This is a genomic window from Mycolicibacterium chengduense, assembly GCF_033741155.1.
Lineage (GTDB): Bacteria > Actinomycetota > Actinomycetes > Mycobacteriales > Mycobacteriaceae > Mycobacterium.
The window spans coordinates 366,891-381,306 of the sequence record NZ_JAWQNH010000006.1; the positions used below are offsets into that span (position 1 = coordinate 366,891).

13 protein-coding genes and 1 pseudogene are annotated in these 14,416 nt (G+C 66.7%); 7 read left to right on the forward strand and 7 right to left on the reverse strand.

Going from position 1 to position 14,416, the window contains the following annotated elements:
• Positions 1-5 precede the first annotated feature (5 nt).
• The 5 genes from SBI67_RS23800 to SBI67_RS23820 all read left to right on the forward strand — a co-directional run bounded on the left by SBI67_RS23800 (position 6) and on the right by SBI67_RS23820 (position 7,840).
• Positions 6-1,052, forward strand: a complete 1,047-nt coding sequence (locus SBI67_RS23800; protein WP_318982912.1) for a zinc-dependent alcohol dehydrogenase family protein — start codon at positions 6-8, stop codon at positions 1,050-1,052.
• Positions 1,049-3,400: a phosphoenolpyruvate synthase gene (ppsA, locus tag SBI67_RS23805; RefSeq protein ID WP_318982913.1), complete on the forward strand. Its 2,352-nt coding sequence runs from the start codon at positions 1,049-1,051 to the stop codon at positions 3,398-3,400. Before SBI67_RS23800 ends, ppsA begins: the two co-directional genes overlap by 4 nt.
• Positions 3,397-4,284 (forward strand): universal stress protein, encoded by an 888-nt coding sequence (locus SBI67_RS23810; protein WP_318982914.1) that lies wholly within the window; start codon positions 3,397-3,399, stop codon positions 4,282-4,284. Before ppsA ends, SBI67_RS23810 begins: the two co-directional genes overlap by 4 nt.
• A complete protein-coding gene (mgtA, locus tag SBI67_RS23815) occupies positions 4,281-6,920 on the forward strand; it encodes a magnesium-translocating P-type ATPase (RefSeq protein ID WP_413232552.1) in 2,640 nt (879 codons plus the stop codon). Before SBI67_RS23810 ends, mgtA begins: the two co-directional genes overlap by 4 nt.
• A 95-nt stretch (positions 6,921-7,015) precedes the next feature.
• The gene (locus tag SBI67_RS23820; RefSeq protein WP_318982915.1) at positions 7,016-7,840 is read left to right on the forward strand and encodes a universal stress protein; all 825 of its coding nucleotides are present in this window, start codon (positions 7,016-7,018) and stop codon (positions 7,838-7,840) included.
• Here the strand turns inward: SBI67_RS23820 and SBI67_RS23825 are convergent.
• From SBI67_RS23825 to SBI67_RS23850, 6 genes and pseudogenes are all read right to left on the reverse strand, one after another.
• Positions 7,814-8,326: a GNAT family N-acetyltransferase gene (locus SBI67_RS23825; protein WP_318982916.1), complete on the reverse strand. Its 513-nt coding sequence runs from the start codon at positions 8,324-8,326 to the stop codon at positions 7,814-7,816. The two genes, SBI67_RS23820 and SBI67_RS23825, sit on opposite strands and share 27 nt — an antisense overlap.
• Positions 8,327-9,217, reverse strand: a complete 891-nt coding sequence (locus tag SBI67_RS23830) for a universal stress protein (RefSeq protein WP_318982917.1) — start codon at positions 9,215-9,217, stop codon at positions 8,327-8,329. It lies immediately after the preceding gene.
• Entirely contained in the window at positions 9,217-9,633 is a 417-nt protein-coding gene (locus SBI67_RS23835) for a pyridoxamine 5'-phosphate oxidase family protein (RefSeq protein ID WP_413232560.1), read from the reverse strand. Before SBI67_RS23835 ends, SBI67_RS23830 begins: the two co-directional genes overlap by 1 nt.
• A 67-nt stretch (positions 9,634-9,700) precedes the next feature.
• Positions 9,701-10,716: pseudogene (locus SBI67_RS23840) on the reverse strand (zinc-binding alcohol dehydrogenase family protein).
• A 10-nt stretch (positions 10,717-10,726) separates the two neighbouring features.
• Positions 10,727-10,981, reverse strand: a complete 255-nt coding sequence (locus SBI67_RS23845) for an SHOCT domain-containing protein (RefSeq protein WP_318982918.1) — start codon at positions 10,979-10,981, stop codon at positions 10,727-10,729.
• A 31-nt stretch (positions 10,982-11,012) separates the two neighbouring features.
• Positions 11,013-12,410 (reverse strand): wax ester/triacylglycerol synthase family O-acyltransferase, encoded by a 1,398-nt coding sequence (locus SBI67_RS23850; RefSeq protein ID WP_318982919.1) that lies wholly within the window; start codon positions 12,408-12,410, stop codon positions 11,013-11,015.
• Between the two features lie 163 nt (positions 12,411-12,573).
• Between SBI67_RS23850 and SBI67_RS23855 the strand changes: the two genes are divergently transcribed.
• Together SBI67_RS23855 and SBI67_RS23860 are read left to right on the forward strand one after the other, a co-directional pair.
• Complete coding sequence (locus SBI67_RS23855) at positions 12,574-12,951, forward strand: BlaI/MecI/CopY family transcriptional regulator (RefSeq protein WP_318982920.1); 378 nt, start codon at positions 12,574-12,576, stop codon at positions 12,949-12,951.
• Entirely contained in the window at positions 12,948-13,832 is an 885-nt protein-coding gene (locus tag SBI67_RS23860) for a M48 family metalloprotease (RefSeq protein WP_318982921.1), read from the forward strand. Before SBI67_RS23855 ends, SBI67_RS23860 begins: the two co-directional genes overlap by 4 nt.
• A gap of 12 nt (positions 13,833-13,844) precedes the next feature.
• On the opposite strand, the gene SBI67_RS23865 is transcribed toward SBI67_RS23860, so the two are convergent.
• The gene (locus tag SBI67_RS23865; RefSeq protein ID WP_318982922.1) at positions 13,845-14,321 is read right to left on the reverse strand and encodes a DUF2231 domain-containing protein; all 477 of its coding nucleotides are present in this window, start codon (positions 14,319-14,321) and stop codon (positions 13,845-13,847) included.
• Positions 14,322-14,416: the final 95 nt, after the last annotated feature.

A 14,416-nucleotide genomic window follows, 5' to 3' on the forward strand; every position in this document is an offset into this window, starting at 1 on the left:
CACGCATGAAAGCTCTTGTCTACCAAGGTCCCGGGCAACGGTCGTGGCAGGAAGTGCCCGATCCGCGAATCCAGCATCCGACCGATGCGGTCGTCCGGGTCGATGCGGTCACGATCTGCGGCACCGATCTGCACATCTTGAAGGGTGACGTCCCCGAAGTCGAGGCCGGTCGAATCCTCGGTCACGAGGCGGTGGGCACCGTCACCGCCGTCGGCTCCGCGGTCCAGAACCGCAAGGTCGGAGACCGTGTCTTGGTGTCCTGCATCAGCGCCTGCGGACGGTGCCGTTACTGCCGGGACGGGCGCTATGGGCAGTGTCTCGATGGTGGGGGCTGGATCCTGGGGCACCTGATCGACGGCACCCAAGCCGAATATGTCAGGGTTCCGTTCGCGGACACCTCCACCCATCTGGTGCCGGCCGGGGTGACCGACGATCAGATGCTCATGCTCGCCGATATCCTGCCCACCTCCTACGAGGTGGGTGTGCTCAACGGGACGGTGCGGCCAGGGGATGTCGTCGCCATCGTCGGAGCCGGCCCGATCGGCCTGGCCGCCATCCTCACCGCGCGGTTGTACAGTCCCCGCACCATCGTCTCGATCGACGTGGCTGACTCACGATTGGAGGCGGCGCGCAAGTTCGGCGCCGACGTCATCGTCAACCCCGGCAGGGAATCGGCCCGCGCGGTTGTCGATTCACTGACCGGCGGGCTGGGTGCGGATTGCGTGATGGAAGCCGTCGGTACGCCCGGCACGTTCGAGGAGTCGGTCCGGTTGGCCCGAGCCGGCGGCCACATCGCGAACATCGGGGTGCATGGCGCGCCGGCGACGCTGCATCTGGAAGACATCTGGATCAAGAACCTGACCATCACGACGGGGCTGGTGGACACGTACTCCACCCCGACGCTCATCGACCTGGTCGCCGCACACCGTATCGACACCGCACCGATGATCACCCATCGATTCACCTTCGACGAGTTCGAAGACGCCTACGACGTGTTCAGCCGGCCGGCCCAGACCGGCGCGCTGAAAGTGCTGCTGGCGGCATCGAGATGAGCACATCAGTGACACCGGTGCGGAAAGCGGCAGACACCGGCGCGCTCGTCCGGGACCTTGCCGATATCCGGCTCGTCGACGCCGACCAGGCCGGCGGGAAGGGCGCCAATCTGGGGGAGCTCATCGCCGCAGGATTACCGGTGCCACCCGGTTTCGTCGTGACGTGTGACGCCTACCGTTCCTCGATGCGTGCCGGTGGTGTCGACGCCGAACTGGCTGCGCTGCATCATGAGGCGTTGGGAAGTGTCGACGACCCGGCACGTCTTGACGAATTGTGCCGGCGCATGCGCGATGAGGTGCGCAGTGGCAACCTGACCGCCGAGCTCCGTGACGCCGTCGTGGCGGCATACCGCGCTCTCGGACCGCATGTGGTGGTGGCCGTTCGTTCGTCGGCGGCCGGTGAAGACGGCAGGGATGCGTCGTTCGCCGGCATGAACCGCTCGATTACCAACATCACCGGAGAGCAGGACCTCGTCGACGCGGTGGCCGGCTGCTGGGCGTCACTGTTCACCCCGAGAGTGCTCACCTATCGGGCCGCGCGGGGTTTCACCGAAGCGCCCGAGATGGCCGTCGTCGTTCAGCGCATGATCTCTGCGGATCGGGCGGGTGTTGCGTTCACCGCCGATCCCAGCACCGGAAATCGCGACCATCTCGTCATCGAAGCCGCGTTCGGTCAAGGCGAAGTCGTGGTATCCGGGAAGGTGCAACCCGACACCTACGTCGTCGACAAAACAACCGGGCGGGTCGTCGACACCAGAATCGGCGTCAAACCGTTCAAGATCGTGCGCGGTGACGACGGGCGCGACGCGGTGGTGGAACTGGACGCCGACCACGTCAACGCTCGGGTGCTCTCCGAGGCGGATCTGCGCCGCATCACCGAACTGGCGATCACCGCCGAGCGGCATTATCGGGACCCGCAGGACATCGAGTGGGCGATCGAGGGCGAGGCCGTGTGGCTGGTGCAGGCCAGGCCGATCACCACCCTGGGGCCGGCACCGACCGCAGCGCCCAATGAGCGTCCGTCGCGTGACGGTGTACTCCTCAACGGTTTACCCGCTGCGCCGGGCACCGCCAGCGGCCGGGTGCGGGTGCTGCAAACCCCTGCGGATGGTTCCTTGTTGCGGGACGGGGAGGTTCTGGTGGCGCCGATGACCAACCCCGACTGGCTGCCAACCATCCGTCGCGCCGCTGCAGTCGTCACCGAGAGCGGGGGGATGACCTGTCACGCGGCGATCGTGGCCCGCGAGCTGTCGGTGCCGTGCGTGGTCGGTGCCCGGTCGGCGACCACGCTGCTGCAGACCGGCGCGATGGTGACCGTCGACGGCACACACGGCCAGATCCGCGACACCGGTCCGGCCGCACCGGTCGCGGTTGTCGCCGCTCCGGCCGGCGCGTCGGTGGCATCGGCCACGCCGGTCACCGCCACCCGGATCTATGTGAACCTGGCGATGCCCGACACTGCTGAGGCGGCGGCCACCGCCGATGTGGACGGCGTCGGACTGCTCCGTGCGGAGATGATGCTCACCGACGCGCTCGGGGGCCTGCACCCGCGGGCACTGATGGCTCGCGGCGAGCAGTCCACGTTGGTCACCGCGATGACCGACGCGATAGGCCGGATCGCTGCCGCCTTCGCGCCCCGCCCCGTCATTTACCGGGCTACCGATTTTCGGAGCAACGAGTTCCGCAACCTCACCGGTGGACAGGACTTCGAACCGATTGAGCACAATCCGATGATCGGCTACCGCGGTTGTTACCGCTACATCAAAGAGCCGGACCTGTTCGCGTTGGAACTGACCGCACTTGCCGAGGTGCGGGATCGATATCCCAACGTGCACTTGATGGTTCCGTTCGTGCGGACCCGCTGGGAGCTCGACGAATGCCTGCACCTGGTGGATGGCTCGCGGCTGGGAAGGCAACACGGACTGCACCGGTGGATCATGGCCGAGGTCCCGTCGGTGGTGCACTGGCTTCCCACCTACATCGGGATGGGCATCGACGGGGTGTCCATCGGCAGCAATGACCTCACCCAGCTGATGTTGGGAGTGGACCGCGACTCGGAAACCTGTGCCGAGGTGTTCGACGAAGCCGACGCCGCGGTGCTGGACGCCATCGGCCACATCGTCTCCACCGCGCGCCGATTCCATATCCCGTCCTCGCTGTGTGGTCAGGCGCCGTCCACCAATCCGGCGTTCGCCGAGCATCTCGTTCGGATGGGGATCACGTCGATCTCGGTGAACCCGGATGCCGTACCCAGGACGCGTCGCGCGGTGGCGGCAGCCGAACAGCGGCTGCTGCTCGACGCGGTCCGGTACCAGGTCGACAGCCTGGAAGGAGATCAGCCGAAATGACCGATCAGCCAACGCCTGTCGTGGTGGGAGTCGACGGCTCGATCACCTCCCTGCATGCCGCACGCTGGGCCGGCGCGCTCGCCGCCCGGCTCGGCGCGCCGCTGCAGATCGTGCACGCCAAACCGTACGCCGCGCACAATCTGACCGATGCGATGGCCGCCGTTCGCGCCGCGTACATCGACGTGCAACAAGAGGCGGCGCCGAGGATCTTGGAGGCAGCCGCAGGCCGGGTGCGTCACGCGTATCCCGATCTGGAGGTCACCACCACCTCGTCGACCGATCCGGTGGAGGAGACGCTGCTGGCCCTGAGCCGGCATGCACGCCTGCTGGTGTTGGGCGGCGACGACATCGCGCCGGCGTCGGCACTGCTGGTGGGTTCGCTCACGCTGGAGATGACGACCCGCGCCGAGTGTCCGGTCGTCGCATGGCGCGGCGAAACATTGCATCCGACAACACAACCTATTGTGGTGGGAGTGGACGGATCCAGCTGCGCCGCGCTTGTGCATGCATTCGAATTGGCGGACGTGCTGGGGGCCCCCTTACGGGTCGTGCACGCCTGGTCCACTCGGATGCCGCCCGGTGAGGTGTCCATCCCCTTCCTGATCGACTGGGAAGCGCTGGAAACTCTGCAGCACGAGGAACTCGCCCGTGCCGTCGAACCTCACCGTCGGTTGCATCCTGACGTGGAGGTCAGCCTGGTCGTCGATCCGTCGAAGCCGCGCCGGGCGCTGCTGCAGCGCCTGGACGATGCGCAACTCGTCGTTGTCGGGGCCCGTGGCCGCAATACGGTCGCTGCCACGGTGCTCGGGTCGACCAGCCTCAACATGCTGCACCACTCGCCCGTGCCGGTGCTGGTTTGCGGGCCGAAAAGCAACGACCGGTGACGGAGCTCCCCACCCGGCGACGGGGCGATGACGTCGCCACGCCGCCCACGGGCCAATTGGGCGCCGACCAGGCCGCCGCGCAGCCGCTGGAGACGGTGTTCGCCGCCCTAGGTGCCACCGCAGCAGGGTTGACGTCGGGCGAGGTACTGCTGCGGCAACAGCGCTTTGGCCCCAACGCGGTCCGGACCCATCGGGTCAGCGCGGTGGCCGTGCTGATCCGCCAACTGCGCAGCGCCCTGCTGCTCCTGCTGGCCGCGACCGCGGTCATGTCGTTCTTTCTCGGTGACCCCACCCAGGCAGTCATCATCGGGGTCATCCTGTTGGCGAGCATCGGGTTGAGTTTCGTCAACGAGTACCGCGCCGAACGGGCTACCGCGCAGCTGCATTCGCAGGTGCACCACTTCGCCTTGGTTCGCCGCGACGGCCAGTTCGTGAAGGACAGTGTGACGCATCTGGTGCCGGGGGACGTGGTCCGGTTGACGCTGGGTGAGGTGGTACCCGCCGATATCCGGTTGTCGGACGTCGACGGATTGGAATGCAACGAGAGCATCCTTTCGGGTGAATCCACCCCGGCGCAGAAATCCACAGACACCGACCACGATCCGCGCGGCCTGGTGGATTACCCGAACCTGGCCCTGATGGGGACCGTCGTCACCGCCGGTGAAGCGGTGGGCGTGGTGTACGCCACGGGGGAGCATGCGCAGTTCGGGCGGCTCGCGGCGGGATTGGGAGAGCGACACCCCGAGACGGATTTTCAGCGTGGCCTGCGCAAGTTTTCGTACCTGCTGCTCTGGGTGGCGTTGACGCTCACCGCCTTCATTTTGGGCATCAACATCATGCTGGGCCGCCCGCTCATCGATTCGGCCCTGTTCGCGCTCGCTATCGCGGTGGGCATTACACCGCAACTACTGCCTGCCGTGGTCAGCACCAGCCTGGCCACCGGCTCACGTCGGCTCGCCGCGCTGCACGTGCTGGTGAAGCGGTTGGTGTGCATCGAGGACCTCGGCGATATCGACGTGCTGATCACCGACAAGACCGGCACGCTGACGAACGGGCGAATCAGCTATATCGGTGCGCTCGATTGCCATGGGGCACAGGACCTCACCGTGTTGCGCCACGGCCTGCTGGCCAGTGATGTCGACGATGCCGGCGGCGCCAGCGGAAATCCGCTGGATGCGGCTCTGGCCGAGGGCGCGGTTGGTTCCGTGACGCTCGGCGACGTACGTCGAATTGCCACCTTGCCGTTCGACCACGTTCGGCGGGCTACCTCGGTGCTCGTGGACGACGATGTGCGGCGGCTCATCGTCAAGGGCGCTCCGGAACAGGTTCTCGACCGTTGTGCGGTGGTGCCCGACGGTGCCCAAGCCACCCTGGACAGACTGTTCGGCGACGGCCGTCGTGTGGTGGCCGTCGCGAGCCGGCCGGCACCCGCGCTGAACCTGCTCACCGCCGCCGACGAATGCGGTTTGACCCTCGAGGGCTTCCTGTGCTTCGCCGACGAGCCGAAACCCGCTGCCGCCGAATCGCTCCAGGCTTTGGCCACGCTGGGTATCGAGGTGAAGGTGGCCACCGGCGACAATCCCCGGGTCGCCGAGAAGGTGTGCGCCGAACTCGGATTGCCCACTCGCGGCACGATCACCGGAACGGAGCTGCAGCGCCTCGCTCCGGACGAGTATGCCGTAGCCGTGCAGAACAACACGATCTTCGCCAGGATCTCACCCGAGCAGAAGGCGGCTTTGATCGCCGCGGCCAGGCGCACCGGCCGATCGGTGGGATTTCTCGGCGACGGGGTGAACGATGCGCTCGCACTTCATGCCGCCGATGTGGGCATTTCGGTCGACACGGCCAGCGATGTCGCCAAGGATGCTGCGGACGTGGTGCTGATCGAGAAGGACCTGAGCGTGCTGGCCGCCGGTGTTGCCGAGGGACGACGCATCTTCGCCAATACCATCAAGTACGTATTGATGGGCACGTCAAGCAATTTCGGCAATATGTTCAGCGCGGCGGCGGCCTCGTCGATTCTGCCGTTCCTGCCCATGCTGCCCAGCCAGATCCTGCTGAACAATCTGCTCTATGACAGTTCCCAACTGGCCATTCCCACCGACCGGGTGGACGCCGAGCAGCTGCGGGCTCCGTCGCATTGGAATATCGCCTTCATCAGGCGGTTCATGCTGACGTTCGGCCCGGTCAGCTCGCTCTTCGACTTCCTCACCTTCGGTTTGATGCTGGGCGTGCTGCACGCCGCGCCGCCGGAGTTTCGCACCGGATGGTTTGTGGAATCGCTGGCCACCCAGACCCTGATCATCTTCGCGATCCGTACCAGACGGATTCCGTTCGTCCGTAGCAGGCCGGGCGGGCTGTTGACCCTGTCGACGGCGTCCGTCATCGCCGCCGGTATCGCCATCACCTACTGGCCGCCTGCTCGGCAGCTCGGATTCACCCCGCTGCCCTGGCAGTATTTCGCGGCGTTGGCCGGCCTCACCGTCGCCTACCTGATCCTGGTCGAGGTCACCAAGTCGGTGTTCTACCGGGAACCTGTCGGAGCCCCGGCCGGCCGAACGCGAGGCGTCGAGAATCGGATACATCGTCGTGCCGCTCGGTTCAGCCACCACGGCAGGCTGTCGGCGAAGGACTGATGCTCCCAGGTTGGGGACCAAAGACCGTACCGGGGCGTTCGGTGCGCGCCTAGCGTGAAGGTGACCGCAGTCGTCCAGCCAGCCGGAAGTGCATCATGACCTCCTCGCAGTCCTCATCGCCATCGCTGCCCATTGTCGTCGGGATCGACGGATCCAAGTTCGCTCGGCGGGCCGCTTTCTGGGCCGCTGAGGAAGCGGTGAGCCGCCAGGTCCCGTTGCGATTGATCTCTGTCGTGGAGGCTGACGAGGCCGACCCGGACGCGGCGACCGCGGCGGCAGCCGCCGCGCTGCGTTCGGTCGCCGAGGCGCTGAACGCCAGCGGACTGCAAGTCAAGGTAGAGACCGACATCCTGCAAGGAGATCCGGTCGACGTGCTCGCCGAAGCGTCGCGTTCGGCAGGGTTGATATGCCTGGGCTGGAAGGGGACTCACGATTCCGGGCCGGGACGTCGGGGGTCGACCGCTGCGTTGGTGACGAAGGCGGCCGAGTGCTCCGTGGCGGTCGTGCACCGGCGGCATGCGCGTGAGGCGGTGGGACCGCACCGGTGGGTCGTGGCCATCCTCGATGACCGGCCCCACCCGCGGGCGATCCTCCAGAGGGCAATCGACGAGGCCAGCCTGCGGGACGCCTCGATCTTGGCGCTCACCCCGTGGCCCGCGGAGTCAGAGCGTTCCGAGTACATCAGAGCCAAGATCGAGTCCTACCTCGGCGAGCGCAGCCCGGGCTCTGGTGCCCTGGTGTGTGTGCTGCCCAGACCGAGCGATGTCACCGATCTGCTCGCGCAGAGTGCCGACATCGACCAGCTCGTCATCGCCCAAGCCGACGACCCGCAGCTGATCGCCCAACTCGTCGACCCGGCGACCGCGGCGATTCTGCGTGGCACCGAGTGCTCACTACTGGTCTTGCGGGATCGCACCTAGATCGGCGTCCACATTGAGAACGGACTCGCAACGCTGGATCGAGATCGGCAGATGCGAGCCCGTCAACAGCCGCAGCATCGCGTTGTTCTCCGCGAGCACCTCGGCGACGAAATGCTCGATCCCGGCTTGCCTGGCAATCCCGATGAGCCGGCTCAGCAATGCCGTTCCCACACCTCGATCGTGTTGGTAACGCGCCACCAGAACCGCCACCTCCGCGCGCTGTGGCTCGGCCGTGGGGATGTAGTTGGCGACGCCGACCAGTTCGCCGTGGTCGTAGGCGCCCAATGCGACAGCGCCCGCCGCGGGATCGGTCAGTGACCTGGCCCAGTCGGCGACATGGGAAGGGTGCAGGGTGAAGAAACGCAGATAGCGTTCCTCGTCGCTGAGCGCATCGGCCAGCTCGACAACCGCGTCGAAGTCCGCGGCCTCCAGCGGGCGCACCATCGCCGTTGTCCCGTCGAGCAAACAGACGTGTTGGGTGTGCATTCACCCAGCCCTGGCGATGATCACCGGAACATCGGCGCGTTCGGCAACCGCGGTCGCAACCGAGCCATTCAGCAATGCCGACACGACTCCTCGTCCATGACTGCCGACGACCACCAGACCGGCGTGCTCGGCTTCCTTGATGAGCCAGTGGGCAGGGCGATCACAGAAGACCTTTTCGGTCACCGTCACGCCGGGATATCGCACCCTGGCCTGCAGCAGGGCCGTGTGTAGCGCCGTCTCGGCGTCCGCACGGTAATGATCCCAGTCGGCCCCGATCAGCTGGAGGACATTCTCGTCGCTCCAGGCGTGCACCGCCACCAAACCGACACGGCGGCGGGCAGCCTCTTCGAAGGCCACGGACACGGCGTGGTCGGAGGCCACGGATCCGTCGACCCCGACGAGGACTGGTGCGGTTTCCCTTTCATGGCGATGCGTGTGCACAACGGCTACCGGACAGTGCGCGCGGTAACACAACGCTGCACTGACCGACCCGAGGCGCCGTCCGCCCCACGAGCCGTGGAATCGACTGCCCAGCACCAGCATTGCGGCGTGTTGGGAAACCTGCGTGAGAATATGGACCGGATGGGCCACTTGCAGGACCGTTGCCACCGCGTCGGCATCCAGCTGCGTGCGCTGCACGAGGTCGGCTTTGGTGTCGGCGAGAAGCTCTCTGGCCGAATATATGCGCCACCGCTGAATGCGTGCACGCAGAACGGGGTCGTGGGTATCCACGTACACCGGGGCGACGGCGTGCACCAGCGTCAACCGCCGCCCGTGCAGGAGTGCTTCCTCGGCCGCCCATTCGATCGCGGCCCTGCTCGCCGGTGACCCGTCGACGGCGACGATGATCGGCTGGTCGATGTTCGACCGGGACATCGTGTCGTCTGACATCAGTGGCCGGGTTCGGGACCGAAGACGAAGCGCCGACCCGTGATCCGCAGCGGCCGGATGCGCACGAAATGCGGCTTGGGAGTAGCGGTCCACGGATACAACCAAGCACGTTCGGCGTCCTGGATATCGTCGTCGGTCCGGGGCGTCTGTGCCATGCCTTTGAGGATGACACTCCAGCCTTCGCTGATCGTCGTATCGTCGGCCTCGAACAGCACATTCCTGTTGATCGCCGCGCTCGTCAGCTTGGTGCCTTCGGCCGTGCGGAAAAGCACCGTGCGGTGTTGCACAACGAAGTTGATGGGGAAGATCTCTGGCTCTCCATCGACATCGGTGACGAGGCGGCCCAGCGTCACACTGCCCAGCAGGCTCCAGCATTCACTCTCGGACAGAATCGTGACCGGTGTGGTTTCAGACATCATGTAGGTGACGGTACGGATCCGGTCTACGCTGCGGCAGGGCCATAAGTCCCCACCGGCGGTGTCTTCAGCCGACCCGCAACACCGCTGCGCCCGCGATCCGGCCGCAGCTCAGGTCATCCAGCGCCGCGTCGGCACGATCCAGCGGATACTCGGGTCCGCTGACGGCGAGGTGGTGGCGCCCGGCGAAGTCCAGGAATTCGCGTGCGTCGGCGCGGGTGTTCGACGTCACCGACCGCACCTGCCGTTCCTGGAACAGATGACGTTGGTAGTTGAGCGTCGGGATGTCGCTGAGGTGAATACCGGCGATGGCCAGGGTGCCGCCGCGGTCGAGCGCCTCCAGCGCAGGGAGAACCAGATCGCCAACGGGCGCAAAGAGAATGGCGGAATCCAGTGGTACCGGGGGACGATCGGCTGCACCCTGCGCCGAGGCAGCGCCCAACGCCAGGGCGAGTTCGCGGGCCGCATCCCCACGGGTCATCACATGCACTTCGGCTCCTTGGGCCAGCGCCACCTGAGCGGTCAGGTGCGCGCTGCCGCCGAAACCGTAGATACCCAAACGCCCGCCGGGCGGCAAGTCGGCGCGCAGCAGCGACCGATAGCCGATGATGCCGGCGCACAGCAGGGGAGCGAGTTCGGCATCGGAGTAGCCCTCGGGTAATCGATGCACATATGGTGCCGGCGCAGTGAGGTACTCAGCGTAGCCGCCGTCGGCGTCCCATCCTGTGTAAAGTGATTGCGGACAAAGGTTTTCCCGGCCGGCCAGGCAGTATCGGCATTTCCCGCAGGTGTGCCGCAGCCACGCCACCCCGACCCGGTCGCCGACGGACAGGCCGGTGGCTTTCGGTCCCAGGGTGACAATTTCACCGACGACTTCGTGACCTGGCGTGACATGAGGCCGGTGGACGGCCAGATCACCCTCCGTGACGTGCAGATCGGTGCGGCACACTCCGCAGGCGTGCACGGCGATCAACACCTCGTCGCCGTCGGTTTGCCGACCGCGGTGGTGACGAACTCCAGTGGTCGGGTGGGCATGGGTCCAGGTGTGCGGACCCGCCAGGCCCGCATGATTGGTGCAGCCATGAATCCCACGCTAGCGCTGGACGTGGTCTCGCAGTGTGTTGATGCGTTGGCGATATTCGGCCTCGTCGATTTCGCCGCGGGCGAACCGAGCGGCCAGGATGTCCTCGGCAGTCCGCTGATGCCCGGTGGACGCAGGGGACCGGCGTTCTCCGACGAGATACACCGCGGTCACGATGATGCCGAACAGGACGGCCGCCCAGAACACCGCCATGCCGATACCCATCCCGGCGAAACCCCACCAGCCCATATCGTGGTCGTAGACCATCGTGTGTCTCCTATTCGCTTGTGCCGTCGGCTTAACCGGCCAGGAGCAGCAGATTGCCCAGCCGCCGTGAGTGCCGCGCGGCAGCGGCGATGGACACCACGTGCGCAACGCCGGCTTCGATGCCGCGGGCCAATTCGTCCGGACCGACGGGACTGTCCGCGTCGGCGATCACGCCGAAGACCAGTTCGTCGGCGTAGCTCAGGATGGCGATGCCGGTACGCAGGTGCACCGCGATCGGCGGGACAGGGAGCAGCGCCTGAATATCGTGCCCCGCGAACGTCAGCCGGCGATGCGGCCCAGGCACATTGGTGGCGACGGTGACCACTCCGCGTTGCGGCAGTCGGCTCAGCAGCCGGACCACCGGCGCGGTGACCGCGTACGGCAGCAGCCCGGCCGCCGCCACGGCGAGCGCACCGGCGCTGATCTGGCCGCCCGATTTCACGGCGTTCATCCGCTCATGGACTGCCTGCAGTCGGCGCAACGGGTCGGCATACTCGACCGGCAATTGCGGCAGTGTCACCGCGATCCGGTTGTCGGGGATGTGCAATGCATCCGGAGTACGCAGCGAAACCGGCACCGCCGTCCGCAGGGAGTGGGCCCGTGGAGTGTGGCCGCGCCGCAGCATCGCCGACCGAAAGCTGTCGGCAACGGCGGCGAGCGCCACGTCGTTGATCGTGACTCCCAATCGCTCACTGACCATACGAACATCCGCCAGCCGCACCCGCGCAGCACTATAACGACGCAGATCGCTCAACGGGCCGGTGTAGGACCGTGGTGTCGACGCGAACAGAGCGGAAGCCAATTCGGTTGCACCGGTCGCCACTCTCAGCGCGGTCCGGGACACATCCGTGGAGACCTGCAGGGCCGTTCGCAACCAGTCGACCGGGTTGAGGCTCCAGGCATGGCCGCTGTCGGCCGCGGGGCAGGGCTGCTCCGCGGCCGGAACCACTGCCGCAGCATCGTCGCAGATCTGCTCCAGCATCGCCGACGCCGCGATACCGTCGGCGATGCTGTGATGGATCTTGATCAGAATCGCCCACTGGTTACCGGCGAGGCCGTCGATCACCCAGCATTCCCACAGCGGCCGCGAGCGATCCAGGCGCCGCTCCATTGCCTGCCCGACGACGGCGAACACCGCGGCATCGTCACCGGGCGCCGCGACGGTCACCCGCCGGACATGGTGGGTGATGTCGAAGGAGCGGTCGACGACCCATTGCGGCGCGGCCAGGCTCATCGGCACTTCGTGCAGCACCTCGCGGCACCGGGGAAGCCCGGCGGTGCGTTCTTCCAGCACCGTCAACAGGGTGGGCATATCCGGGGCCGGGCCGTCCAGCACGGCAAGCGCAGCGAGCGCCAAGCTGACATGACCATCGGCATCCTCGGCCTGCAGGTAGCCAGTTTCCAGGACGCTCAGGCGGCGACCGGTCATCACTTCTCCTCGTTGTCGAACACCCTCAGCTTTAATCGAGTCGCCACCGGCGGCTAGGGCATTTGGTCACCCGGTTGCTCCCGTCGCTTCGCTCGCCCTGGGTCTTTCCCCCGTCGCTTCGCTCGCCTCAGGTCTCCTATGCTCAACGTGAAGGGAGTGGGCGGTGCGCAGAGACCGAGGCGATCTGGAGAGTGCGGTGATCGCCGTCATGGCCGGGGGAGCGGCGATGACGGTGGCCGAGGTGCGCGCGGAGCTGGATGCCGAGCTGGCCTACACCACGGTGATGACGGTTCTCACCAGGCTGGCCGACAAGGGGGCACTGACCCGTCACCGTACGGGCCGCTCGCACCGGTACCGCCTTGTAGCCACGCCGGGTGATATCCCGGCCCTGCAGGCGGCGCTGCGCATGCGCCGTGAGCTCGACGGCGAGCATGCCCGTGCCGATGTACTGTCCAGCTTTGTGGCCAGCCTCTCCGCGGAGGATGAGGCCCTGCTTCGAGAAGTCCTGTCCCGCAATGAATCCAGTGGTGATCAGCGGTGAACGTCGGCATACTGCTCAGTGTGCCGTGGCTGGTCGCGGCGGTTCTGACGTGGCAGTTGCCCCGCCTGATATCGAGGTTCCACCCCGACTGGCTGGTACCAGTGGTGGCCTGGCTGGCGGTCACGGTGTCGGTGAGCAGCTGGATATCGCTGGCCGCGGGCGCCACGGTGCTGTCCAATCAATGCGATATCGCCTGCCGCGCAGCTGGTTCGGTGTTGGCGGTGGCTGCAGCCGCCGGCGTCTTCAGTGCGGTTCGGCATGCCCGAAACGTGTGGTCGTCGGTGCGGGTGAATCGTGCCTTCCGGGACCACCGCGGCGATGACGCCGGGGTGCTGATACTCGATGATGATCGAGCAGATGCGTTCGCGGTGCCCGGCCGCGGCGGGGGACTGATCGTGCTCACGACCGCTCTGGCGGGGGCTTTGACGGCCGACGAGCGCCGTGCCGTGATCGACCACGAACGCGCACATCTGCGCCACCATCACCATCTGCATGTGCAAGCGGTCGAATTGGCCACCCGGATCAATCCGATGCTGCGGCCGTGGTGCCACGTCGTGCGGTTGGCGGCCGAACGCTGCGCCGACGAGTACGCCGCACGCCGCGATCGCCGCACCGCCGCACAAGCCGTCGCACGTGCGGCACTGTTGTGTGCGCGTGTGGTCAGGCCGGGCGTTTGTCACATCACCGGCCCCCCGAGCGACGCGCGCGTGCGGGTGGTGGCACTGGTGGGCGCGCCACCGGTGCGCCAGCGCCGCAGTGCGGTGCTGGCCGCGGGATTGGTCGCCTTCGTGCTCAGTGGTCAGAGTTACTTGGCGGCCGATGTCATCCAGGACCGGTTGGCCCCGGAAGTCGGCGAGACGCTGTCCACGGTCATCGGCTGAGTGCTAGGACAATCACTGTCCCGCGGTGTCGGCCACCGCGTCCCCCCACGCCGATCGGGCGCCCGAGTCGCCGATCCGCACCACCTGCACCGTGGTGGCGACGGCGGTGATGACGATGATCGCCGCGAGAACCCAGCCGACAAGCGGTTTGAGTGGGCGCTCGCGGGTTTCACGGATGTGGACAACGGCGAGCAGCACCGCCGCGACCAGGAGTGCTACCGCGAAATACACCATGGTGTCGCCGAGTTCGGCATGTTCATGCAACAGCGGGGTGCGTTGCGTCTGGTGTTCGAGCCATTCCCCGGCCTCAGTGGTCAGCGGTGTGAGGATGGTGGTCGCCGCGGCCAACGCGACGACCAGCCACACCAGCCGCCGACGCGCCGCGGGCCATACGGCGCAGAGGATGGCCAGCACGGCGGTGAGCGGGGCCAGCACCACGATGAAGTGCACGAACAGGACGTGGGCGGGCAGCCCTTGAATAGTCGACAACCGTTGCCTCCGTATGACTGATCCGACACGGTGATACTACACAGTTAGTAGTAGTCCAGCCTGTGACGAAGCTGGCCTGCCCCTGGCTGCACTGA